Here is a 22,516-nt window from a genome sequence, read left to right as displayed (position 1 = left end):
CGCCGCGAGCCCCCGCCGGAGCGGCTCAGAGCCGGTCCAGCGCCTCCTGGAGGTCGGCCGGGTAGCCGCTCTCGAAGGTGACCCACTCCCCCGAGCCGGGGTGCTCGAAGCCGAGCCCGACCGCGTGCAGCCACTGCCGCTCGAGGCCGAGACGGCGGGCGAGCGTGGGGTCCGCGCCGTAGGTCGGGTCGCCGACGCAGGGGTGGCGCACGGCCGCCATGTGGACGCGGATCTGGTGGGTGCGCCCCGTCTCGAGGTGCACCTCGAGCAGGCTGGCGTGGCGGAACGCCTCGAGCAGCTCGTAGTGCGTGACGGCCGGCTTGCCGGAGTCCATCACCGCGAACTTGTAGTCGTGGCCGGGGTGGCGCCCGATGGGGGCGTCGATCGTCCCGACGAGCGGGTCCGGGAGGCCCTGGACGAGCGTGTGGTAGGTCTTCTCGACCCGCCGCTCCTTGAACGCGCGCTTGAGCACGCTGTAGCCGCGCTCGCTCTTGCAGACGACCATGAGCCCGGAGGTGCCGACGTCCAGGCGCGAGACGATGCCCTGGCGCTCGCTCGCGCCGCTCGTCGAGATGCGGTAGCCGGCGGCCTTGAGGCCGGCGAGGACGTTCGGGCCGGTCCACCCGACGCTCGGGTGCGCCGCGACGCCGACGGGCTTGTCGACGACGACGATGTCGTCGTCGTCGTGGACGACCCGCATCCCCGGCACCGGCTCGGCGACGACCTCGAGGGTCGGGCTCGCCGGGCCGCTGGGGATCGAGACCTCGAGCATGTCGCCGGCGCTCACCCGGTGGCTCTTGCCGACCGGGCTCGCGTTGACGGCGACCTCGCCTGAGGCCGCGAGGTCGGCGGCCCGGGTGCGGGAGAGGCCGAAGAGGCGGGCGATGGCGGCGTCGACGCGCTCGCCCTCCAGCCCGTCGGGGACGAGGACGGTGCGCTGGTCAGCCATCGGCCGGCTCCGCCGCGTGCTGGCCCACCGGGCCGAGCGGGGTCCCCCGGTAGGCGAGGACCATGACGAGCCCGGCCGCGACGACGATCGCGATGTCGGCGACGTTGCCGACGAACCAGCCGAAGTAGTCGATGAAGTCGACGACGTGCCCGCGGCCCGGGCCCGGCTCGCGGACCAGCCGGTCGACGAGGTTGCCGACGGCGCCGCCGAGGAGCAGCCCGAGGGCCACCGCCCACGGCCGGTTGCCGACCCGGCGCACCGCGACGAGGACGAACACGAGGATGACGAGCGAGAGGACGGTGAGCATCCACGTCCTGCCGTCACCGAGCGAGAACGCCGCCCCCGGGTTGCGGATGAGGTTGAGCCGGATCGCGTCGCCGACGAGACCGACCGGCTGCCCGGGGGTGAGGGCCGCGAGGGCCCACACCTTCGTGGCCTGGTCGAGCACGAGGACGACCACCGCGATGGTCAGCAGGAGGGCGCGCAGACGGCTGCGTCGCTCGCTCCGGGGCTCGGAGGGACGGGTGGGGGTGGCGTCGGCCGCCGTCAGCGGCGCTCCTGCTTCGTCTTGCATGGCATGCACAGGGTCGCACGAGGAGCGGCCTGGAGCCGCATCTTGCCGATCGGGTTGCCGCACGACTCGCACGTGCCGTAGGTGCCGTTCGCGAGCCGCTCGAGGGCGTGCTCGGTCTGGTCGAGCATCTCGCGGGCGTTGTTGGCCAGCGAGATCTCCTGCTCGCGCTCGTAGGTCTTGGCGCCGGCGTCGGCCTGGTCGTCGCCCGCGCCGTCGCCCGAGTCACGCATGAGGTGGACGAGGTCGGAGGCGGCGTGGGCGATCTCGGTGCGCAGCTGCTCGGCGTCGTGCTCGAGCTCGCGGCGCACCTCCCGCAGCTCGGCGGCGGTCCACGGGCTCTCGTCCCCGCGGACGGGCAGCGAGGCGGCGGTGGCGGCCTTCTTCGCCGGCGCCTTCTTCGCGGGCGCCTTCTTCGCGGGCGCGGCCTTGGTCGCGGCCTTCTGCGCCGGTGCGGCCTTCTTCGCGGGCGCGGCCTTCGTGGCGGGAGCCTTCTTCACCGGGGCCTTCTTCGCGGGCGCGGCCTTGGTCGCGGTCTTCTTCGCGGGCGCCGCCTTCGTGGCGGGAGCCTTCTTCACCGGGGCCTTCTTCGCGGGCGCGGCCTTGGTCGCGGCCTTCGTGGCGGGGGCCTTCTTCGCCGGGGCCTTCTGCGCGGGGGTGGCCTTGGTCGGGGTCTTCGTCGTCGCCGCCTTCGTGGCGGGCGCGGCCTTCTTCGTCGCCGCGGCCGGCGTGGCGCCTCCTCCCGACCCGCGCGTCACCGCCTTCCGGGCGGCGCCGGCCGCCCGGGAGGTCGTCTGCTTCGCGGCGGACAGGGCCCGCTTCACCACCATGGCCTGCGCCCTTTCGGGGACGGGGTGGGCCCTCGCGGCCCGCCCGGTGCGCCGAGGATACGGGCACGGCCGGGACGGTGGGGACCCGAAACGCCGGGTCCTGCCTGTGCGTTCGCTGGACGCACGAGGGGCCCGGGATCGCTCCCGGGCCCCTCGTGGGTCGACGCGTGCGTCAGGCCTGCTGCTCCTGCGGCTGGTCGGCGGGCGCCTCGTCGTCGTCGGCGGCGACGTTCTTGAGGTCGGCCAGCTGGCCCTGGATGTAGTCGTGCAGGCGGGCGCGGTAGTCGCGCTCGAAGCTGCGCAGGGACTCGATCTTGCGCTCCAGGAGGTTCCGCTCGCGGCCGAGCTCCTCGAGGATCGAGGCCTTCTTCTGCTGCGCCTCGGCGACCATGCCCGTCGAGCGCTCGCGCGCCTCGGTGAGCATCTCGTCGCGCTGGGTCGTCGCGGTGCCGATCATCTCGTCCCGCTGGGCCGTCGCCGTCGACACGAGCTCGTCGTGCTGCGCCTGGCCGGTCGAGACGAGCTCCTCGTGCTGCGCCTGGCCGGTCGAGACGAGCTCGTCGTGCCGGGCCTGACCCGTGGTGACGAGCTCCTCGTTGCGGGCCTGGCCCGTCGAGATGAGCTCGTCGTGCTTGCGCTGCGCGGAGCCGACGAGCTCGTCGTGCTTGCGCTGACCCTCGGACACGAGCTCGTCGCGCTTGGACTCACCGGCGGCGACGTGCTCGTCGTGCAGGCGCTGCGCGAGGGCGATGACGCCCGCGGCGCTCGCGCCACCACCGGCGCCCGCGAGGGCGGCGGCGCCACTGGCGGAGTCGCCCTGCGCCTGCTCGGGCTTCTCGTTCGCCCGTTGCTCGGCGGCCTCGGCGCGCTGGGTCGCCTCCTGGACCTGCTGCTCGGCCTCCGCGGCGCGGCGCTCGGCCTCGGCGAGGCGCTCCTCGACGGCGGCGACGCGCTCGTCGGCCTCGCGGCGCGACTCCTCGAGGCGGGTCGTGAGGACCGACACCTGCTCGTCGACGGCGTCGCCCTGCTCCTGGCGGGCGGCGGCGAGGGCGGCGGCGTGGTCGTCGCGCTCCCCGGTGACCCCGGCCAGCTGGCCCTCGAGCTCACGGACCCGCTCCTCGAGGGAGGCGGCGCGGCGCTCGGCCTGGGCGCCCTGGTTCTGGAACTCGCCGGCGCGGCGCTCGGCGTCGGCGACGCGGGCGTCGACGTCGCCGCTCTCGCCACGCAGCGCCTCGATCTCGGCGTCGCGCTGGGCGAGGAGCTGCTCGAGCTCGGCGGTGCGCTCACCCATCTGCTTCAGCTCGCCGCGCAGCTCCTCGAGCTGCCCCTGGGCCTCGGCGACGCGGGAGTCGCCCTCGCCGCTGCTCTGCTGCAGCTCCTCGAGCTGTGCCGCGAGGTCGCTGCGGGCGCCCTCGAGCTCGGAGACGCGGGCGGCGAGGGTCGCGTTCTTGGAGCGCAGCTCCTCGGTCTCGCGCGAGGAGTCCGCGTCCGGCCGCGCGAGGGCGGCGGTCGGGGCCATCCCCCGGCCCTCGCGGCTCGCGGAGAGCTCGCCGCGCAGGTCCTCGGACTCCTTGGACATCCGGCGCATCTCGGCGACGATGTCGTCGAGGAAGTCGTCGACCTCGCGCTCGTCGTAGCCCCGACGGAACTGGGTCTGGGTGAACGTCTTGTTGAGGACGTCCTCGGGCGTGAGAGCCATGCACAACTCCTGGTGGCCGGTGGGGGACACGGTCATGGCGCACGGCAGCACGACGTGCTGGGCTCCGGGCGTCCGCAGGCCAGCCTAGACGATCGCCGACCCCCTGTGACGGGTGTGGCCTGCGGGGTCCGTCCCGGCGCGCGTCAGGCGGCGAGGCCCTCGAGGATGCGCTGGAGGATGATGACGCCGACGAACAGGACCATGAACGACAGGTCCACCGACACCGCCCCGAGGCGCAGCGGCGGGATGACCTTGCGCAGCGCCCGCAGCGGCGGCTCGGTCAGCGTGTAGACCGGCTCGGCGACGAGCAGGACCGGGCCGCGAGGCCGCCACTCGCGGGCCAGGATGCGGATCCAGTCGAGGACGACCCGCCCGATGAGCACGACGAGGTAGAGGAACACCACGAAGGCGAGAACGGCGAAGACGGCACCCATGGGTCGAGTGTGACGGATGGACCTGGGCGACCCGTGCGCGGGGCGCCGGTCAGCTCTGGTTGAAGACGGTGCGGCCGGCGACGGCCTGACCGTCCTCCGCGAGGACCTCGACGGTCTCGGGCGAGAGGAGGAAGACCTTGGAGGTCACGCGCTCGATCGAGCCGTGCAGGCCGAACACGAGCCCGGCGGCGAAGTCGACGAGGCGCTTGGCGTCGGCGTCACCCATGTCGGTGAGGTTCATGATGACGGGGACGCCGTCACGGAAGCTCTCGCCGATCGTCTTGGCCTCGTTGTACGTGCGCGGGTGGATCGTCGTGATCCGCGAGACGCTGGCGGCCTCGTGCGTGCGCACGACCTCGGCCACGGGACGGCGGGTGGGGAGAGGGGTCACCTCGGCTCCTCGGTGCTCGACGCGGTCGTGGTGGCCCTGCTGGTCGGCGTCGAGGTCGTCGTAGGCCTCGTCGTACTCGTCGTCGTAGCGGCCCTGGTCCTCGGCGAGGCCCAGGTAGACCATCGTCTTGCGCAGCGCGCCAGCCATCCAGTGCTCCTCGGTCGTCGGTCCTGCGGGTCAGGGCCGTTGCGTCGGGACCGAAGTTACCGGTGGGACTGGCGAGAACCGAGGATTGCCGACCCGACACGCAGGTGTGTCGCGCCTTCCGCGACGGCGTCCTCGAGGTCGCCGCTCATCCCGGCCGACAGCCAGGTGGCGTCGGAATGGTCCGCCCGCACCGCCTCCGCGAGGGCGCGCAGCCGGGCGAAGGCCGGCCGGGGCTCCTCGCCGAGCGGCGCGACCGCCATGAGGCCGCGCAGGCGCACGTGCTCGAGGCCGCCGACGACGTCGGCGAGGTCGCGGACGTCGTCCGGCGCCGCTCCCCCGCGCCCGCCGGCGGCGTCGAGCCCGACCTGGACGAGGACGTCGAGGACGCGGCCCTCGCGCTCGGCGGCGCGGTCCAGCGCCCGGGCGATCTTCGCGCGGTCGAGGGACTGCACGACGTCGGCGTAGCGCGCGACCGACCCGGCCTTGTTCGACTGGAGCTGGCCGATGAAGTGGACGGTGAGCCGGTCCCGGTGGGCGAGCCCGGCGACCTTCGCCGAGGCCTCCTGGTCGCGGTTCTCGCCGATGTCGCGCACCCCGAGCCCGGCGAGCAGGTCGACGTCGGAGGCGGGGAAGAACTTCGTGACGGCGACGAGCGTCACGGGGTCGGTGCGTCCGGCCGCGGTGACGGCGGCGGCCACGCGCTCGCGCACGGCGGCGAGGCGTCGCTCCAGCTCGGCCGCGCGCTCCGGCGTGCTCACCGCGACCTCGCGACGACACCGGCGAAGCGCCCCGTCGTGCCCTCGCCGCGGTAGGAGTAGAGGTCCTCGCGCTCGCGCGTGCAGCCGGCCACCCACGTGACGGGCACGTCGAGGTCGGCGAGCTGCCCGACGACACCGGCGGCGACGTCGACGCCGGGGGTGCCGGTCCACGAGACGGTGGCGCTGACCGGGGCGACGCGCGCGACGTCCGCGCGCATCGCGGCCGGGACCTCGTAGCACCGGCCGCAGACAGACGGCCCGACGACCGCGTCGACCGAGCGCGCACCGAGGTCGCGCATCGCCGTGACGGCGCGGCCGACCACGCCGGCGACCAGCCCGGGACGGCCGGCGTGCACGGCGGCCACGACACCCTCCGGGCTCGCGAGGAGAACGGGGACGCAGTCGGCGACGAGCACCGCGAGGGCGAGGTCCGGCGCGGTCGTGACGAGCGCGTCGCACCGCGGTGCGACCTCCCGCACGGCGTCGACGACCGCGACCTCGGCCCCGTGGCACTGGTCCATCCAGACGAGCGGGCGGCCGACCGCCTCCCCGAGGCGGCGCCGGTTCTCGCGGACGTCGGCCTCGTCGTCCGCGACGTGCAGCCCGAGGTTGAGCCCGGCCCACGGCCCGCGGCTCACCCCGCCCGGGCGGCCGGTCAGGGCACGCCACGCCGCGGGGGCGGAGTCCTCCCACAGGAGCACCCCGCCCCCGGTGGGCGTCGACGTCGTCACTACTTGAGGAAGTCCGGGACGTCGAGGTCGTCGTTCTCGTCGAACGTCACGGTGCGCGGCGGCTGCTGGCGCACCGGCTCGGCCGGGGTCGACTCGCGCTCGGTGCGGACCGGGGCGTCGTCCTGCTCGGGGCGCGGGGCCGCGACCGGCGCGGGCGCCTGCGGCTGCTGCACCGGGGCCGCCTGCTGCACCGGGGCGGGCTGGTGGACCGGGGGCTGCTGCACCGGCGGCTGCACGGGCGGGGCGGCCGGTGCGGCGGTGGGCGCGGCCGGCGCCGCCGGGCGGCCCTGGATGGTGCCGAGCGCCCGGTCGTCGGCCCGGCGGACCGGGGCGCCACCGTCGAAGCCCGCGGCGATGACGGTGACGCGCACCTCGTCGCCGAGCGCGTCGTCGATGACGGCACCGAAGATGATGTTCGCCTCGGGGTGCGCGGCCTCCTGGACCAGGCGCGCGGCCTCGTTGATCTCGAAGAGGCCGAGGTCGCTGCCGCCCTGGATCGACAGGAGCACGCCGTGCGCGCCGTCGATGCTCGCCTCGAGCAGCGGGCTGGAGATCGCGAGCTCGGCGGCCTGGACCGCGCGGTCCTCGCCGCGGGCCGAGCCGATGCCCATGAGCGCGGAGCCCGCCCCCTGCATGACCGACTTGACGTCGGCGAAGTCGAGGTTGATCAGGCCCGGCGTCGTGATGAGGTCGGTGATGCCCTGGACACCCGAGAGGAGCACCTGGTCGGCGCTGCGGAACGCGTCGAGCATCGACACGCCGCGGTCGCTGATCGAGAGCAGCCGGTCGTTCGGGATGACGATGAGGGTGTCGACCTCCTCGCGCAGCGCGGCGATGCCGTTCTCGGCCTGGTTGGCGCGACGACGACCCTCGAAGGTGAAGGGGCGGGTGACGACACCGATGGTCAGGGCGCCCAGGCCCTTGGCGATGCGGGCGACGACGGGGGCGCCACCGGTGCCGGTGCCACCGCCCTCGCCGGCGGTGACGAAGACCATGTCGGCCCCCTTGAGGACCTCCTCGATCTCCTCGGCGTGGTCCTCGGCCGCCTTCTTGCCGACCTCGGGGTCGGCGCCGGCGCCGAGGCCGCGGGTCAGCTCGCGGCCGACGTCGAGCTTGACGTCGGCGTCGGACATGAGGAGCGCCTGCGCATCGGTGTTGACGGCGATGAACTCGACACCCTTGAGGCCGACCTCGATCATCCGGTTGATGGCGTTGACACCGCCTCCGCCGATGCCGACGACCTTGATGACGGCGAGGTAGTTCTGGGGTGCTGCCACGGGATTCGGCCTTCCACTTCAGGTCACAGGCGTGTGTGCGACTCGGGTAACCCTCGACCTCAGGTACAGGGTTACAGTTCGGTCACGGTTGTCGATGGGGTGACGCTACGTCGCGGCGTGGTGGTCCTGCACCCTCCGGCTGGGCGTGTCGCGACATCGCGTCGGGCAAATCCTGTCACGGCTCTCAGGCCGCGCCTCACCCGCCCCACCGGTCACTCCGGCCCCGTCGGCCTCAGCGCGTGACGGGGGTGTCCGGCGCGCTGACGTCGACCGTCTTCGCCTTCGTCGTCAGCAGGGCCCGCAGGACCCGGATCTTCAGCGCGGACTCGTCCTCGCCGCCCCACACGACGGTCTTGCCGCGCAGCGTGAAGGTCACGAGGTCGGCGCTGCTCACGGTGACCGACCGCACGTCGTCGGAGAGGTCGGAGGGCAGGTCGCGCAGCAGCGCCAGGGCCGCCTGCAGCGCCTCGGGGGTCATCGCCCGGGACCCGGTGGCGGTGACGACCGGCACGCCCTTCGGCGCCTTGTCGACGCTGCCGAACGAGACCCCGGTGGCGTCCACGACCTCCAGTCGACCTTGAGGGTTCTTGACGACGATCGAGGGCACCCGCGGGACCACGTCGACGACGAGGGTCCGCGGCCAGGAGCGGCGCACCGACACCTCGGCGACGGTGACGCGCGTGCGGACGTCGGTCTCGACGGCGGCGGTGTCGACGCGCACGAGCGGCGTGCCGGTGGGCACGTCGACGAGCTCGCGGACGGCGGCGGCCTCGGCCCCCGAGACCCCGACGACCTCGACGTCGTGGACCCCGAGGGCGCCGGTCCAGCCGACGAGCCACCCCGTGCCCGCGACGAGCGCCAGCACGACGAGGGCCGCGAGCCCGCGCAGCCACGGTCGACGGCGACGGGCGAGCGCGCGCTCCCGGAAGCGGGAGGCCGACGACTCGAGGCCGCGGGCCCCGGGGCGCCGGGTCGCCGTGTGGCTCATGCCCGCTCCCCCGCTCGTGCGCGCAGCGCCTCGAGGAGCGGCGCGCCGAGACGGGTCACGTCGCCGGCGCCGACGGTCAGCACGAGGTCCCCGGGGGCGGCCGCCGCCGCGAGGAGCTCGACCGCCCGGTCGGCGTCGACCCCGACGTCGACGCGTCGACGCCCGGGCAGCTCGACGAGGGGGTCGCCGACGAGGGCCGAGGTGACGCCGGGCAGCGGCGCCTCCCGGGCGCCGTAGACGTCGAGGAGCACGACGTGGTCGGCCGGCGCGAGGGCCTGCGCGAAGGCGTCGGCGAAGTCGCGCGTGCGGCTGTAGAGGTGGGGCTGGAAGACGACGAGGACCCGCCCGCGGCCGGCCCGCGCCACGACCCCCGCCGCGGTCGAGACCACCGCGGCCACCTTGGCCGGGTTGTGCGCGTAGTCGTCGACGACGGTCACGCCGTCGACCTCGCCGCGCACCTCGAACCGCCGGCGCGCGCCGGTGAAGTCCCCGAGCCCCTCGACCACGGCGTCGAGGTCGGCGCCGAGCCCGTCGACGGCGGCGCCCAGCGCGCCCACGGCGTCGAGGACGTTGTGCAGGCCGGGGACCCGGAGGGCGAGGCTGACCTCGCGCCCGCCGTGCCGGACGCGCGCGGTGGTGCCCAGCCCGGCGGGCTCGACGGCGAGGACCCGGACGTCGGCGTCGGCGTGCTCGCCGTAGGTGAGGACGCGGTGTCCGCCGGCCCGGTGGTGCTGCGCGAGGGCGAGCGCGCCGGGGTCGTCGTGGCACGCGACGAGCAGCCCGCCCTGGCGGACCGTCCCCGCGAAGACGTCGTAGGCCTCGGTGACGGCCTCGGGCGTGCCGTAGAAGTCCAGGTGGTCCGGCTGCACGCTCGTGACGACGGCGACCTCGGGCCGGTAGACGACGAAGCTGCCGTCGCTCTCGTCGGCCTCGACGACGAACGCCTCGCCCGAGCCGAGGGCCGCGTTCGTGCCGAGCTGGGCGATCTCGCCGCCGCTGGCGAACGAGGGGTCGGCGCCGGCGTGGACGAGCGCGGCGGTGAGCATCGAGGTCGTCGTCGTCTTGCCGTTGGCCCCGGCGACGGCGACGACGCGGGCGCCGGCCGAGACGGCGGCGAGGGCCTGCGAGCGGTGCAGGACCCGCAGACCGCGCTGCCGGGCGGCCGCGAGCTCGGGGTTGTCCTCGCGGATCGCCGACGAGACGACGACGGTGTCGACGCCGTCGACGTGCGCCGGGTCGTGACCGACCCAGACCGTCGCGCCGGCGGCCCGCAGCGCCTCGAGCACCGGGGAGTCGGCCACGTCGGAGCCGCTGACCGCCACCCCGCGCTGGAGCAGCAGCCGGGCGACGGCGGACATCCCCGCGCCGCCGATCGCGACGAGGTGGACCGCGCCCAGCTCCTCCCACGCGGGGACGGCGGCGGCGAGGTCGAAGCGCTCGTTGGTGACGGGCACGCTCAGCGCCTCCCGGCGGCGCGGACGACGAGGTCGGCGAGCAGCTCGTCGCCGCCGCGCTCCCCCACCGACGCGGCGGCCGTGGCCATCGCGGCCACCCGCCCGGTGTCGGTGACGAGCGGGACGACGGTCGAGCCGACCCACGCCGGGTCGACGGCGGCGTCGTCGACGAGCAGCCCGCCGCCGGCCTCGACGACGTGCGCGGCGTTGAGCCGCTGCTCGCCGTTGCCGACCGGCAGCGGGACGTAGACGGCGGGCAGGCCGACCGCGGTCAGCTCGCAGACCGTGTTGGCGCCGGCGCGGGCGACGACCAGGTCGGCCGCGGCGTAGGCGAGGTCCATCCGGTCGCAGTACGGCAGGACGACGTAGGGGGCGCCGGGGACCGGCCCGGGGTCGAACTCCTTGCCGGCGCCGGTGACGTGCAGCACCTGGACCCCGGCGGCCGAGAGCTCGTGCACCGCGCCCGCGAACGCGGCGTTGAGGCGAGCGGCCCCGAGGGAGCCGCCGGTGACGAGCAGCGTGGGGGCGTCGGTGAGCCCGAAGCGTTCTCGCGCCTCCGCCCGGTGCGCGGCGCGGTCGAGGGTCGCGATCTCGTGGCGCAACGGCATCCCGGTGACGGTCGCACCGGGCAGCGACGTGCCGGGGAAGGTGACGCCGACCTCGGCGGCGACGCGCGCGCCGAGCCGGTTCGCCAGCCCCGGGCGGGCGTTCTGCTCGTGGACGACGACGGGCACCTTGCGGCGGCGCGCGGCGAGGTAGGCCGGCGACGCGACGAACCCGCCGAAGCCGACGACCACCTCGGCGCCGGTCGACTCGATGGCCTCCTCGGCCGCCGCCACGGCCCGGCGCAGGTTGCCCGGCAGCCGCAGCAGGGCGGCGCCCGGCCTGCGGGGGAACGGGACCCGCGGCACCTCGAGCATCGGGTACCCGCGCTCGGGCACGAGCCGGGCCTCGAGCCCCTGGGCGGTGCCGAGCGCGGTGACCCGGACGTCGGGGTCGCGTCGGCGCAGGCAGTCGGCGAGGGCGAGCAGCGGCGAGACGTGCCCGGCCGTGCCCCCGCCCGCGAGGAGGACCGAACCGGGGACGCCGCTCACGACCGGCCCCGTCGCCCGCGGACCGCGCCGGAGACCACGGCGAGCGAGCGGCGCACCGACGACGGGCGGGCCGAGAGCGCCTCGCGGCACCCCGGCTCATGACGTGCGAAGGACAGGAGGATGCCGAGCGCACCCATCGTCGTGATGAGCGAGGAGCCACCGGAGGAGACCAGCGGCAGCGGCACGCCGATGACCGGCAGCAGGCCGATGACCGCTCCGATGTTGACCATGGCCTGGACGATGATCCACGTCATGATCCCGGCCGTGACGACGCGGACGAAGAAGTCCTCGGAGCGGCTGACGAGGCGGTAGCAGGCGAAGGCGAAGCCGGCGAACAGGAGCAGGACCGCGAGGGTGCCCGGCAGCCCGAGCTCCTCGCCGATGATCGCGAAGATGAAGTCGTTGTGGGCCTCCGACAGCAGGCCCCACTTCTCGCGGCTCTGGCCGAGGCCGAGGCCCAGCCAGCCGCCGTCGGCGAGGGCGTAGCGCCCGTGGATGGACTGCCGCGCGACGCCCCACTCGTCGGTGTCGCGGCCGAGCCACACGTCGAAGCGACCGAGGCGGTTGGGGCTCGTGAGGACGAACGCGACGACGGCCCCGAGGAACGGGATGCCCGCGATGACGAACCAGCGCACGGGGATCCCGGCGGCGAAGAGCACACCGGCGACGACCGCCCCGAGGATGAGGACGGTGCCGAGGTCGTGGCCGAGCGCGACCGTGCCGACCCCGAGCGCGGCGAGCGGGACGAGGTACGGGACGAGGACGTGACCGAGGTCGCACAGGTGACGGCGCTTCTTCGCGAGGACGGCACCCCCCGCGAGGGCGAGCCCGACCTTGATGGCCTCGGAGGGCTGGATGCTGATCGGCCCGATGAACACCCAGTTGCGGTTGCCCTGGAAGCCGCCGCGGCCGAGCGGCGTGAAGACGAGCAGCTGGAGGGCGACGGCGGCGAGCAGCGCGGGGACGGCCAGACGGCGCCAGGTCCGCGTGGACACGCGCGACGCGACCGCGAGGGCGACCACGCCGATCGTCGCGTAGACCGCCTGGGTCGCGAAGATCGCGTAGGCCGAGCCGTCGGTGTCGAGCGCGGTGATGGCGCTCGCCGACAGGACCATGATGAGCCCGAAGACGACGAGGGCCCCGGTGAGGAAGAGCAGCACGTAGTACGTCGTGACGGGCGAGTCGAAGCGGTCGACCCACGCCTGCACGCGCGAGGTGCCGCGCGCGGTCTGCCGGGCCGGTGCGGTGGCGGACGACACGGGCTACCCCTCGCCGGTGAGCCGCCGCACCGCCGCAGTGAAGGCGTCGCCGCGCGCACCGTAGTTCGCGAACATGTCCATCGACGCCGCGGCCGGTGCGAGCAGGACGACGTCGCCCGGGCGGGCGAGGTCGAGGGCGTGCTCCACCACGGTGTCCATGGCCCCAGTGTCCGTTTGCGCCACGTCGACGACGGGGACATCCGGGGCGTGTCGGGCGAGCGCCTCGGAAATGGCCGAACGGTCACGCCCGAGGAGGACGACGCCACGCAGCCGGTCGGCGACCGCGGCGACGAGGCCGTCGACGTCGGCGCCCTTGAGCAGCCCGCCCGCGACCCAGACGACGTGCTCGAACGCGGCCAGGCTGGCCTGCGCCGCATGGGGGTTCGTGGCCTTGGAGTCGTCGACCCACCGCACGCCGCGCACGACCCCGAGGTCGGCGATGCGGTGCGGCTCGGGCACGAAGTCCCGCATCCCCTGGCGCACGGCCGACGGCGGCACGCCGTGGGCGCGGGCCAGCGCCGCGGCGGCGAGGGCGTTGGCCACGAGGTGCGGACCCGGCATCGGCGCGTCGGGACCGGCGCGCAGGTCCTCGAGCGTCCCGAGCTCGGCGGCCGAGGTGCGGCGCTCGGCGACGAAGGCGCGGTCGGCGAGGACGTCCTCGACGAGCCCGAGCTCGGACAGGCCCGGCGTCCCGAGCCGGAAGCCGACGGCCCGGCAGCCCTCCTGGACGTCGGCGTCCTCGACGAGGCGCCGCGTGGCCTCGTCGTCGACGTTGTAGACGCACGCGACCTCGGTGTTGGCGTAGACCTTGCCCTTGGCGGCGGCGTACTCCTCGAGCGAGCCGTGCCAGTCGACGTGGTCGGGCGCGATGTTGAGGCAGACCGACGCCTCGGGCGCGAGGGAGTGCGACCAGTGCAGCTGGAAGCTCGAGAGCTCGACGGCGATGGCGTCGTAGGGCTGCGGGTCCATGACGGCCTCGAGGATGGGCGTGCCGACGTTGCCCGCGCTGCACGCCCGCAGCCCGGCGGCGCGCAGCATCGCGGTGAGCATCTGCACCGTCGTCGTCTTGCCGTTGGTGCCGGTGACGGTGAGCCACGGCGCCGCGCCCTCGCGCGGCCGCATCCGCCAGGCGAGCTCGACCTCGCCCCAGACCGGGAGGCCGGCCGCGGCCGCGGCGGCGAGCAGCGGCTGGTCGGGGCGCCAGCCCGGGGAGGTGACGACGAGGTCGAGGGGCTCCTCGGGCAGCGCCGACACGGTCTCGCTCCCCCAGCGCAGCCGGGCGCCGAGGATGTCGAGGATGCGCGCACGCTCCGACATCGCCGAGCCGTCGGCGGGCTCCTGGCCGTCGACGACGAGGACCTGCGCGCCGCGCTCGAGGAGCGCGTCGGCGGCGGCGAACCCGGACACCCCGAGACCGGCGACGAGCACGCGCAGCCCGGCCCAGTCGGCCTCGCGGTGGGTCAGCGCGTCGGTGCGGGCGGACCCGGTGCTCATCCGGCCCCCACGACCCACTCGGCGTAGAACAGCCCGAGGCCGAGCGCGACGAAGAGGCCCGCCACGATCCAGAACCGGATGACGATGGTGACCTCCTGCCACCCGAGCAGCTCGAAGTGGTGCTGCAGCGGTGCCATCTTGAACACCCGCTTCCCCGTCGTCTTGAACGAGGCGACCTGGATGATGACCGAGAGGGTGATCGTGACGAAGAGGCCGCCGAGGACGACGACGAGCAGCTCGGTGCGGGTGAGGATGGCCAGGCCGGCGAGCCCGCCGCCCAGCGCGAGCGAGCCCGTGTCGCCCATGAAGATCTTGGCCGGTGAGGCGTTCCACCAGAGGAAGCCGAAGCAGGCGCCCATGCCGCACGCGGCGACGATCGCGAGGTCGTGCGGGTCGCGGACCTCGTAGCACTTGGTGCCGGGGTTCCACTGGCAGTTCTGGTTGAACTGCCAGATGCCGATGAGCACGTACGAGGCGAAGACCATGACCGACGCCCCCGTCGCGAGGCCGTCGAGCCCGTCGGTGAGGTTCACGCCGTTGGACGTCCCCGCGACGATGACGTTGGCCCAGATGACGAAGAGGATGACGCCGACGACCGTCCCCGCGAAGGCGAGGTTGACCGGGGTGTCGCGGACGAACGAGATCGCCGTCGACGCGGGCGTGCGGAAGGAGCTGTTGGGGAACTGCAGCGCGAGCACGGCGAAGACGACGGCGACGAGCGTCTGCCCGGCGAGCTTCTGCCCGGAGCGCAGGCCGAGGCTGCGCTGCTTGCTGATCTTGATGTAGTCGTCGAGGAACCCGACCAGGCCCATCCCGGCCATGAGGAAGAGCACGAGCAGGCCGCTGACCGAGGGCACCTGGCCGGTCACGAGGTGCGCGACGGCGTACGCGGCGAGCGAGGACAGGACGATGACGGCGCCGCCCATCGTCGGCGTGCCGCGCTTGGTGTGGTGCGAGGTGGGCCCGTCGTCACGGATGAACTGGCCGTACCCCTTCTTCACGAGGTAGCGGATGAAGGTGGGGGTCCCGAACAGGGCCAGCACGAGGGAGACCACGGCGGCGATGAGGACGGCCTTCACGGGTGCTGCTCCTGGGGGGTCGCGAGCGAGTCTCCGAGCAACCGTAGCCCGGCGTCGCGGCTCGACTTGAACAGGGCCACGTCGCCCGCGCGCAGCTCCGCGCGCAGCAGCGACTCGGCCTCGGCGGCGTCGGCGACGGTCCGGACGCGGGTGCGCCCCCCGGCCGCGGACGCGCCCTCGGCGAGCGGCGCCGCGGCCTCCCCGACGACGAGCAGCTCGTCCACGTCGTGCGCGACGGCGTCCGCGCCGACCTCGGCGTGGAGGGTGTCGGACTCGGGGCCGAGCTCGAGCATCGTGCCGAGCACGGCCCAGGTGCGCCGGCCCTCCCCCATCCGGCGCAGCGCCTCGAGGGCGGCGTGCATCGAGTCCGGGTTGGCGTTGTACGCGTCGTTGACGAGGGTCACGCCGTCCGCCCGCTCGGTGACCTCCATCCGCCACCGGCTGACCGGCGTGGCCGCGCCGAGGGCGGCGACGACGTCGGGCAGGGCGAGGCCGAGCTCGAGCGCGACGGCGAGGACCGACAGGGCGTTGCCGACGTGGTGGCGCCCGACGAGGCCGAGCGTCACGTCGGCCGCGCCGACGGGCGTGTGCACGGTGAAGGACGCGCGGCCCCCGGCGTCGAGGACGACGTCGGTGGCCCGGACGTCGGCGTCGTCGGCCTCGCCGACGAGGACGACCCGGGCGTCGGTGACCGACGCCATCGCGCGGACGGCGGGGTCGTCGGCGTTGAGGACGGCGACGCCGTCGGCCGGCACGGCCGCGGGCAGCTCGGACTTGGCGCGGGCGATGGCCTCGCGCGAGCCGAACTCGCCGACGTGCGCGGTGCCGACGTTGAGGACGACGCCGATGCGCGGCGGGGCCATCCGGGCGAGGTAGGCGATGTGGCCGACGCCGCGCGCACCCATCTCGACGACGAGGAACCGGGTGTCGGGGGCGACGCGGCAGACGGTCAGCGGCACGCCGACCTCGGAGTTGTACGAGCCGACGGGCGCGACGGTCGGCCCGGCGGTCGCGAGGACGGTGCCGAGCAGGTCCTTGGTGCTCGTCTTGCCGGAGCTGCCGGTGATGCCGACGACGGCGAGGTGCGGCGAGCGCTCGACGACCGCCCGGGCGAGGGCGGCGAACGCCTCCTGGGTGTCGTCGACGACGACGCACGGCAGGTCCTCGAGCGGGCGCGTGGTCAGCGCGGCGACGCAGCCGGCCGCGATGGCGGCGGCGGCGAAGTCGTGGCCGTCGGCGTGCTCGCCGACGCGGGCGACGTAGAGGCCGCCGGGGGCGGCCTCGCGCGAGTCGGTGACGACCGGGCCGTCGACGAGCAGCGGGACCGCGTCGGCCTCCGTGACACCGGTAAGCCGGCCGGAGGTCAGCGCGACGACCTCGGCGAGGGGGATCGGGATCACGGCGCCACCACCGCGGCGGCCAGGCGCAGCGCCTCGCGCAGCTCGTCCCGGTCGTCGAAGGGATGGACCACTCCCCCGACGTCCTGACCGGTCTCGTGGCCCTTCCCGACGACGGCCACCGTCGCGGCCGAGCCCTCGGCGGCGACCGCGGCCACGGCCTCGCGGACCGCGCGACGGCGGTCGCCCACCTCGACGACCCGCACCTCGCGGCCCTGCGCCCGCACCGACTCGACGCCCTCGAGCACGGCCGCGCGGATGACGGCAGGGTCCTCGGATCGCGGGTTGTCGTCGGTGACGACGACGAGGTCGGCGGCCTGCGCGGCGGCGGCGCCCATCGCGTGGCGCTTGTCGCGGTCGCGGTCGCCGCCGGCGCCGGTGACGCACACGAGCGTGCCGGGGGTCGTCGGCCGCAGCGCGCGCAGGGCGGCGGTGATCGCGTCGGGGGTGTGCGCGTAGTCGACGACGGCGCGCGGCAGGTCGACGGCGCCGTCGAGGGCGACCCGCTCCATCCGGCCCGGCACGTGCGGGTCGGTGAGGACGGCCTCGGCGACGCGCTCGGGGGCCTCGCCGGCGATGACGAGCGCCGCCGCGGCCATCGCCGTGTTCGTCACGTTGAAGTCTCCCGGCAGCGCCGAGCGCAGGGCCAGGTCGACGCCGTCCGGACCGGTCAGCCGGAACGCGGCCGGGTCGGTGTGGTCGGCGTGCACGCTCCAGTCGGCTCCGGCCCCACCGGCGAGGGACGCGACGGGCACCGACGCCTCCTCGAGCAGCCGTGCGCCCCAGGCGTCGTCGACGCAGACCAGCCCGCGGCGGGCGCGCTCGGGGGTGAAGAGCGAGGCCTTGGCCGCGAAGTAGTCGTCCATGTCGTGGTGGAAGTCGAGGTGGTCCTGGCTGAGGTTGGTGAAGAGCGCGACGTCGTAGACGACCCCGTCGACCCGGTGGAGGGCGAGGGCGTGGCTGCTCACCTCCATGACGCAGGTGTCGAGGCCGCGCTCGGCCATCACCGCGAGGAGGGCGTGCAGGTCGGGGGCCTCGGGGGTGGTGCGGACGCTGCCGACGCGCTCGTCGCCGATGCGGGTCTCGACCGTGCCGATGAGCCCGACCTCGTGGCCGAGGGCGGTCAGCGCCGAGTGCAGGAGGTAGGCGGTCGTCGTCTTGCCGTTGGTGCCGGTGATGCCGATCATCCGGACCGGCAGCTCCTCGGTGCCGTGGACGCGCGCGGCGACGGCGCCGAGGACGGCGCGCGGCTCCTCGACGACGACGGCCGGCAGGTCGACGCCCGCGGCGGCGAGCCGGTCGCGGCCGGCGGCGTCGGTGAGGACCGCGACCGCCCCGGCCGCGGCGACCTCGGCACCGAAGTCGGCGCCGTGGGCGCGGGCGCCCGGCAGGGCGGCGTACAGGTCCCCCGGGCGCACCGCGCGCGAGTCGAGGGTGACCCCCGTGACGGCGGGGTCGGAGGCGGGCGCCGGCGCACCGACGAGGGTCGCGAGCTCGTGGAGCGGGATACGGCGCGGCGAGGACGGCCGGGGGGAGAGCATCCGGACGACCTTACCGCCTCGGCTGCTTCGTGCCGTCACGCAGCACGTCGGGGTCCGCGAGCGCCTCCTCGGGGTCCACCTGGAGGGTCAGGTGCTGCGCCTTCTTCCCCGTCGGCGGGATCTTCAGCTCCTGGAGGGCGTAGGTCATCACGTCCTTGAAGACCGGCCCCGCGACGTAGCCGCCGAAGAAGGGGTAGGTCGGCTTCTGGACGATGACGGCGACGACGACCTGGGGGTCGTCGGCCGGGGCGTAGCCGATGAAGCTCGCGGTCTTGCCGCTGTACTTGCCCACCTTGTCGTCGTAGAACTCGGCGGTGCCGGTCTTGCCCGCGATGCGGTAGCCGGGGATCGTCGCCTCCTCGGCGGTGCCGTCGGGGCTGACGACGCCCTCGAGCATCTTGCTGACGTCGCCCGCCGTCTGCTCCGAGACCACGCGGCTGCTCGCGGACTTCGGCATCTCCGTCACGGTGCCGTCGGCCTCGCGGACGCTGTCGACGAGGCGCGGCGCGACGCGCACGCCGCCGTTGGCGATCGTCTGGAACACCGAGGCCGCCTGGATGGCCGTGACCGAGATGCCCTGGCCGAACGCGACCGTGGCCCGCTGGGAGCCGCTCCACGTCGAGGACTTCGGCAGCAGGCCGGCCGACTCGCCGGGGTACCCGACGCCGGAGCGGGAGCCGAGGCCGAACTTGTGGAAGTAGCGCTCGAGCGTCGAGGACTTGAGGGTCTCGGAGACGAGGATGGTGCCGATGTTACTCGACTCCGCGAGGGTGCCGGCGACCGTCCGGTACTGCGTCGGGTGCTCGTGCGAGTCCTTGAAGGACCGGTCGTAGCGCGGCAGCCGGTTGGGGATGACGACCGGGGTCGACGGCGTGACCGTCTTCTCCTCGAGGGCCGCGGCCATCGTCATGATCTTGGCGGTCGAGCCGGGCTCGAAGACGTCCGAGAACGCCTTGTTGTCCAGCTGCGCCCCCTTCTTGCCCACGTCGGTGTCGGGGTCGAAGGTCGGGTAGGAGGCCACGCTCAGGAGGTCGCCGCTGCGCGCGTCCATGATGACGACGGTGCCGGCCTTGGCCTTGGTCTCCTTGATCCGCTGGGCGAGCGCGTTCTGCGCGTACCACTGGAGCGAGGAGTTGACCGTCAGGGTCACGTCGCGGCCGTCGACGGCAGGGGTCGTGCTCGACGCCGCGGCCGGGATGGCGGTGCCGTCGCGCCCCTGCTCGTAGGTCGTCTTGCCGGGGGTGCCCTCGAGGTCCTTGTCGACCATGAGCTCGACCCCGCCGCCGGGGGTGCCGTCGTCGGTGACGTAGCCGACGAGCGCGGCCGTCGTCGTGCCCTGCGGGTAGGTGCGCTCGGAGCGGGTCTCGCGGCGATCGCGCAGGACGCCCGGGATGCCCAGCTTGGCGATCTTGTTCCAGGTCAGCGGGGTGACGTCGCGGCTGAGGACGCGGTAGCGGCTCGTGCCGGTCAGCTGGGTCACGAGCTCGCTGACCGGGGTGCCGAGGAGCGGCGCCAGCTGCTCGGCCGCGCGCTGCACCGCGTCCGCGGAGGTCGTCGGGTCGCAGGTGTTCTTCTTCGTGCCGTAGGTGCAGACGACGGTCTGGTCGACGGTGACGACCTCGCGGACGACGCTCGAGGCGAGGACGGTGCCGTCGGCGGCGAGGATCTGCCCGCGCATCGCGGGGATGATCTGGGCCGTCACGCGCTTGCTCTCGGCCTCCGCGGCGACCGCGCTGGCGTCGAGGCCCTGGATGCGCACGAGCTGGGCGCCGAACACCGACAGGACGAAGATCGTCGCGACGGTGAGGGCGCGCATCCGGCGGCGGGTGCTGGGCCCCGGGTCCTCGCGGCGCCGGCGGGCCGGCGGACGGCCCCCTCCCCCGTCGCCGACGCCCGACGGGCGGGGGCGCGGACGCGACGCCTGGCGCGGAGCGGGCCGCGCGCCCTGGCGAGGCGCCGGGCGCGAGCCCTGCCGGGCGGCCGGGCGGGCGGGGGCGCGACGGGTCCGGGGGCCGGGCGGCGGCGTCGTGGGCGGGGTCACGGGCGGCGGGTCCTCGCGGTCGTCAGCGGCTGGTGGGCGTGGAGGAGGCCGTCGGGCGGGCGCCCGAGGACGACTCGGTGACCACGCTAAACGCCTCGTCCTTGCTCGCCTTCTTCGCCACGCCGACGACCTTGCCGTCGCTCAGGCGCAGGAAGGCCGGCGTCTCGGCCGGGACCATCCCGAGCGAGCGCGCCTCGCGGGCGAGGGGGCCCGGGCCCGAGACCGCGTCGAGCGCGTGGCGCAGGTCGTCCTGGGTGTCGGCGAGCGCGTCGGAGCGGTGCTGCAGGTCGCGCATGGTGAACGAGCCCTTGGCCATCGCCGTGTTGAGCAGGAGCACGCCGACGAACCCCGCCACGACGAGCCCGATGCACAGGGCGAGGAAGGCGCCGCTGCCCGCGCTGACCGGCGGGGCGACGACGCGCAGCCGCCGCGGGGCCGGAGCGGTCGCCCGGCGGGGTGCCGGGCGGACCTGGGTGCGGGCCGTGGCGAGCTGGCTCATGCGGGGGCTCCGTTCGGGGAGAGACGTTCTGCGGCCCGGAGGCGGACCGAGGCGGATCGGGGGTTGGACTGCAGCTCGGCGTCCGAGGGGGTCTCGGCGCCGCGCGTCAGCAGGCGGAGGTAGGCGGCGTGCTCGGGCAGCTCGACGGGCATCCCGGCGGGGGTGCGGCTGCGGGCGCCCTCGGCGAAGGCCTGCTTCGTGATGCGGTCCTCGAGCGAGTGGTAGGACTCGACGACGATCCGGCCACCGGGTGCCAGGGCGTCGATGCCGGTGCGGACCGCCCGCTCCCAGACCTCGAGCTCGGCGTTGACCTCGATGCGCAGCGCCTGGAAGGTGCGCTTGGCCGGGTGGCCGCCGGTGCGCTGCGACGCCGCCGGCACCGCCGTCCGCAGGACCTCGACGAGGCGGGCGGAGGTGGTGAACGGCTCCTTCTCGCGCTCCCGGAGGATCGCGGAGGCGATGCGGCCGGCGAAGCGCTCCTCGCCGTAGGTCTTGAGGATGCGCGCGAGGTCGCCGTGCGCGTAGGTGTTGAGGACGTCGGCCGCGGTCATCCCCCGCGTCTGGTCCATCCGCATGTCGAGCGGGGCGTCGTGCCGGTAGGCGAAGCCGCGGTCGGCCTCGTCGAGCTGGAACGAGGACACCCCGAGGTCGAAGAGGATCCCGTCGGCGCGGCCGTCGGCGTGCTCGGCGAGGACCTCGGCGAGCTCGTCGTAGACCGCGTGCACCGCGACGAAGCGCTCCCCGAACGGCGCGAGCCGCTCGGTGGCGAGGGCGATGGCCTCGGGGTCGCGGTCGAGGCCGACGACGCGCGCCTGCGGGCAGCGGGTGAGGATCGCCTCGGTGTGCCCACCCATCCCGAGCGTCGCGTCGACGCAGACCGCACCGGGGTGCTGCAGCGCGGGCTCGAGGAGGTCGACGCAGCGCTCGAGGAGCACGGGGACGTGGCGGGCGCCGGCGTCGCCTCGGCTGCTGGTCATCTCACTCCTTCGCGGGTGTCGTGGCGGGTCGTGGTGCGGGGCGACCCGGCGGCTGGTCCCCATCCGATCCGCGCCCGGCGCGGGGGAAGACGCGTCGGGTGTCGGGTCGGCTGGAGGCCGGCGGTCGGGTCGTGGTGCGGGCGGGTGCTGCGGTCGGGGTCGGTCGGGGGTCGTGGTCTCTACAGGCCCGGGACGACCTCCTCGGTGCCGGCGGAGTAGTCGGAGTAGGCCGGCATGACGGCCTCGAGGTAGGCCTCCCAGCGGCCGGTGTCCCAGACCTCGAGGCGGGAGCCGTTCCCGATGACGGTGCAGTCCTTGTCGAGCCCGGCGTAGGTGCGCAGGGCGGCCGGGACGGTGACGCGCCCCTGCTTGTCCGGGGTGTCCGGGTGGGCGCTGGCGCGGAAGACGCGGATGAAGTCGCGCACGCCCTTGGCCGAGCCGGAGACCGACTGCATCTCCTGCGAGATGCGGTGGAACTCGCTCGTCGGGAAGACGTAGAGGCAGCCCTCCTGGCCACGGGTCACGACGAGGCCGTCGGCGAGGGCGCCACGGAAGCGGGCCGGGAGGAAGAGCCGGCCCTTCTCGTCGAGCTTGGGCGTGTGCGTGCCGAGGAACTCGTCCACGTCCCGCACCTCCTCGACCCGACGGCGGCTCCCTCTACCTCCGTGTTCCACCACTTTACTCCACTGATTGCCCCCGCAAGGGGCTTTTCGGGCCGTCCGAACGGCTGAATCCCAGGAACTCGCAGGTCAGCAGCGGTGGAGCGAAGTGGGGAATTTTTTCGTGGATGCCCCACGCCTCGGAGTCCGACCGCCGCGCCGCGGGGCCCGGGCCGCTCCGGCGACGCGCGGGACCCCCGCGGTGGGGCGTGGTGGGGCCGGGGGTGGGGCGTGGTGGGGAACCGGG

General features: G+C 74.8%; 21 protein-coding genes. All 21 read right to left on the bottom strand.

Annotated features, from left to right (window positions below; translation table 11 throughout):
- Window positions 1–25: 25 nt before the first annotated feature.
- The 21 genes from IG69_RS0110750 to mraZ all read right to left on the bottom strand — a co-directional run bounded on the left by IG69_RS0110750 (window position 26) and on the right by mraZ (window position 22,233).
- Entirely contained in the window at window positions 26–949 is a 924-nt protein-coding gene (locus tag IG69_RS0110750; protein ID WP_030528168.1) for an RluA family pseudouridine synthase, read from the bottom strand.
- Window positions 942–1,523 carry a signal peptidase II gene (gene lspA / locus IG69_RS20185; RefSeq protein ID WP_084696725.1) on the bottom strand — a complete coding sequence of 194 codons (582 nt, stop codon included), beginning with the start codon at window positions 1,521–1,523 and terminating at the stop codon, window positions 942–944. The genes IG69_RS0110750 and lspA overlap by 8 nt, the downstream gene beginning before the upstream one ends.
- Window positions 1,496–2,350: a TraR/DksA family transcriptional regulator gene (locus IG69_RS21005; RefSeq protein ID WP_084696724.1), complete on the bottom strand. Its 855-nt coding sequence runs from the start codon at window positions 2,348–2,350 to the stop codon at window positions 1,496–1,498. The genes lspA and IG69_RS21005 overlap by 28 nt, the downstream gene beginning before the upstream one ends.
- Window positions 2,351–2,522: 172 nt before the next feature.
- Window positions 2,523–4,049 (bottom strand): DivIVA domain-containing protein, encoded by a 1,527-nt coding sequence (locus tag IG69_RS0110735; RefSeq protein ID WP_030528165.1) that lies wholly within the window; start codon window positions 4,047–4,049, stop codon window positions 2,523–2,525.
- Window positions 4,050–4,192: 143 nt separating this feature from the next.
- A complete protein-coding gene (locus tag IG69_RS0110730; RefSeq protein ID WP_030528164.1) occupies window positions 4,193–4,483 on the bottom strand; it encodes a YggT family protein in 291 nt (96 codons plus the stop codon).
- Window positions 4,484–4,532: 49 nt separating this feature from the next.
- Window positions 4,533–5,021, bottom strand: coding sequence for a cell division protein SepF (locus tag IG69_RS0110725; RefSeq protein ID WP_030528163.1), 489 nt, complete (start codon window positions 5,019–5,021; stop codon window positions 4,533–4,535).
- Window positions 5,022–5,077: 56 nt separating this feature from the next.
- Window positions 5,078–5,779, bottom strand: a complete 702-nt coding sequence (locus IG69_RS0110720) for a YggS family pyridoxal phosphate-dependent enzyme (RefSeq protein WP_030528162.1) — start codon at window positions 5,777–5,779, stop codon at window positions 5,078–5,080.
- Window positions 5,776–6,510, bottom strand: a complete 735-nt coding sequence (locus IG69_RS0110715; RefSeq protein ID WP_425414804.1) for a purine nucleoside phosphorylase YfiH/LACC1 family protein — start codon at window positions 6,508–6,510, stop codon at window positions 5,776–5,778. Before IG69_RS0110715 ends, IG69_RS0110720 begins: the two co-directional genes overlap by 4 nt.
- Window positions 6,510–7,787 (bottom strand): cell division protein FtsZ, encoded by a 1,278-nt coding sequence (gene ftsZ / locus IG69_RS0110710; protein WP_030528160.1) that lies wholly within the window; start codon window positions 7,785–7,787, stop codon window positions 6,510–6,512. Before ftsZ ends, IG69_RS0110715 begins: the two co-directional genes overlap by 1 nt.
- 232 nt (window positions 7,788–8,019) lie before the next feature.
- A complete protein-coding gene (locus IG69_RS0110705; protein ID WP_030528159.1) occupies window positions 8,020–8,775 on the bottom strand; it encodes a cell division protein FtsQ/DivIB in 756 nt (251 codons plus the stop codon).
- Window positions 8,772–10,229: a UDP-N-acetylmuramate--L-alanine ligase gene (gene murC, locus IG69_RS22945; protein ID WP_342666160.1), complete on the bottom strand. Its 1,458-nt coding sequence runs from the start codon at window positions 10,227–10,229 to the stop codon at window positions 8,772–8,774. Before murC ends, IG69_RS0110705 begins: the two co-directional genes overlap by 4 nt.
- 2 nt (window positions 10,230–10,231) lie before the next feature.
- Window positions 10,232–11,323, bottom strand: coding sequence for an undecaprenyldiphospho-muramoylpentapeptide beta-N-acetylglucosaminyltransferase (gene murG, locus IG69_RS22940; protein ID WP_030528157.1), 1,092 nt, complete (start codon window positions 11,321–11,323; stop codon window positions 10,232–10,234).
- Window positions 11,320–12,582 carry a putative lipid II flippase FtsW gene (gene ftsW, locus IG69_RS0110690; protein ID WP_030528156.1) on the bottom strand — a complete coding sequence of 421 codons (1,263 nt, stop codon included), beginning with the start codon at window positions 12,580–12,582 and terminating at the stop codon, window positions 11,320–11,322. Before ftsW ends, murG begins: the two co-directional genes overlap by 4 nt.
- A gap of 3 nt (window positions 12,583–12,585) precedes the next feature.
- On the bottom strand, window positions 12,586–14,076 hold the full coding sequence (gene murD, locus IG69_RS0110685; RefSeq protein WP_030528155.1) for a UDP-N-acetylmuramoyl-L-alanine--D-glutamate ligase: 1,491 nt from the start codon (window positions 14,074–14,076) through the stop codon (window positions 12,586–12,588).
- On the bottom strand, window positions 14,073–15,155 hold the full coding sequence (gene mraY / locus IG69_RS0110680) for a phospho-N-acetylmuramoyl-pentapeptide-transferase (RefSeq protein ID WP_030528154.1): 1,083 nt from the start codon (window positions 15,153–15,155) through the stop codon (window positions 14,073–14,075). The genes murD and mraY overlap by 4 nt, the downstream gene beginning before the upstream one ends.
- Window positions 15,152–16,555, bottom strand: coding sequence for a UDP-N-acetylmuramoyl-tripeptide--D-alanyl-D-alanine ligase (locus IG69_RS0110675; protein ID WP_030528153.1), 1,404 nt, complete (start codon window positions 16,553–16,555; stop codon window positions 15,152–15,154). Before IG69_RS0110675 ends, mraY begins: the two co-directional genes overlap by 4 nt.
- Window positions 16,552–18,093, bottom strand: coding sequence for a UDP-N-acetylmuramoyl-L-alanyl-D-glutamate--2,6-diaminopimelate ligase (locus IG69_RS0110670; protein ID WP_030528152.1), 1,542 nt, complete (start codon window positions 18,091–18,093; stop codon window positions 16,552–16,554). Before IG69_RS0110670 ends, IG69_RS0110675 begins: the two co-directional genes overlap by 4 nt.
- A 10-nt stretch (window positions 18,094–18,103) precedes the next feature.
- Window positions 18,104–19,909, bottom strand: coding sequence for a peptidoglycan D,D-transpeptidase FtsI family protein (locus IG69_RS0110665; RefSeq protein WP_051750427.1), 1,806 nt, complete (start codon window positions 19,907–19,909; stop codon window positions 18,104–18,106).
- Window positions 19,910–20,156: 247 nt separating this feature from the next.
- Complete coding sequence (gene ftsL / locus IG69_RS0110660) at window positions 20,157–20,633, bottom strand: cell division protein FtsL (protein ID WP_051750426.1); 477 nt, start codon at window positions 20,631–20,633, stop codon at window positions 20,157–20,159.
- Window positions 20,630–21,610, bottom strand: a complete 981-nt coding sequence (gene rsmH / locus IG69_RS0110655) for a 16S rRNA (cytosine(1402)-N(4))-methyltransferase RsmH (protein ID WP_036829679.1) — start codon at window positions 21,608–21,610, stop codon at window positions 20,630–20,632. Before rsmH ends, ftsL begins: the two co-directional genes overlap by 4 nt.
- Before the next feature lie 179 nt (window positions 21,611–21,789).
- Window positions 21,790–22,233, bottom strand: coding sequence for a division/cell wall cluster transcriptional repressor MraZ (mraZ, locus tag IG69_RS0110650; RefSeq protein ID WP_030528148.1), 444 nt, complete (start codon window positions 22,231–22,233; stop codon window positions 21,790–21,792).
- Between the last annotated feature and the right edge of the window lie 283 nt (window positions 22,234–22,516).

Source organism: Phycicoccus jejuensis (assembly GCF_000720925.1).
In the GTDB taxonomy this organism is placed as follows: domain Bacteria; phylum Actinomycetota; class Actinomycetes; order Actinomycetales; family Dermatophilaceae; genus Phycicoccus; species Phycicoccus jejuensis.
The sequence above is the reverse complement of the archived record's forward strand: the minus strand, read 5'-3'. Positions and strand labels throughout refer to the sequence as shown.

Bases quoted from the DNA above. Each gene is read 5' to 3' on its own strand.
- IG69_RS0110750 (WP_030528168.1), bottom strand. From the start codon at position 949: ATGGCTGACCAGCGCACCGTCCTCGTCCCCGACGGGCTGGAGGGCGAG.
- lspA (WP_084696725.1), bottom strand. From the start codon at position 1,523: ATGCAAGACGAAGCAGGAGCGCCGCTGACGGCGGCCGACGCCACCCCC.
- IG69_RS21005 (WP_084696724.1), bottom strand. From the start codon at position 2,350: ATGGTGGTGAAGCGGGCCCTGTCCGCCGCGAAGCAGACGACCTCCCGG.
- IG69_RS0110735 (WP_030528165.1), bottom strand. From the start codon at position 4,049: ATGGCTCTCACGCCCGAGGACGTCCTCAACAAGACGTTCACCCAGACC.
- IG69_RS0110730 (WP_030528164.1), bottom strand. From the start codon at position 4,483: ATGGGTGCCGTCTTCGCCGTTCTCGCCTTCGTGGTGTTCCTCTACCTC.
- IG69_RS0110725 (WP_030528163.1), bottom strand. From the start codon at position 5,021: ATGGCTGGCGCGCTGCGCAAGACGATGGTCTACCTGGGCCTCGCCGAG.
- IG69_RS0110705 (WP_030528159.1), bottom strand. From the start codon at position 8,775: ATGAGCCACACGGCGACCCGGCGCCCCGGGGCCCGCGGCCTCGAGTCG.
- murD (WP_030528155.1), bottom strand. From the start codon at position 14,076: ATGAGCACCGGGTCCGCCCGCACCGACGCGCTGACCCACCGCGAGGCC.
- IG69_RS0110670 (WP_030528152.1), bottom strand. From the start codon at position 18,093: ATGCTCTCCCCCCGGCCGTCCTCGCCGCGCCGTATCCCGCTCCACGAG.
- IG69_RS0110665 (WP_051750427.1), bottom strand. From the start codon at position 19,909: ATGCGCGCCCTCACCGTCGCGACGATCTTCGTCCTGTCGGTGTTCGGC.
- ftsL (WP_051750426.1), bottom strand. From the start codon at position 20,633: ATGAGCCAGCTCGCCACGGCCCGCACCCAGGTCCGCCCGGCACCCCGC.
- rsmH (WP_036829679.1), bottom strand. From the start codon at position 21,610: ATGACCAGCAGCCGAGGCGACGCCGGCGCCCGCCACGTCCCCGTGCTC.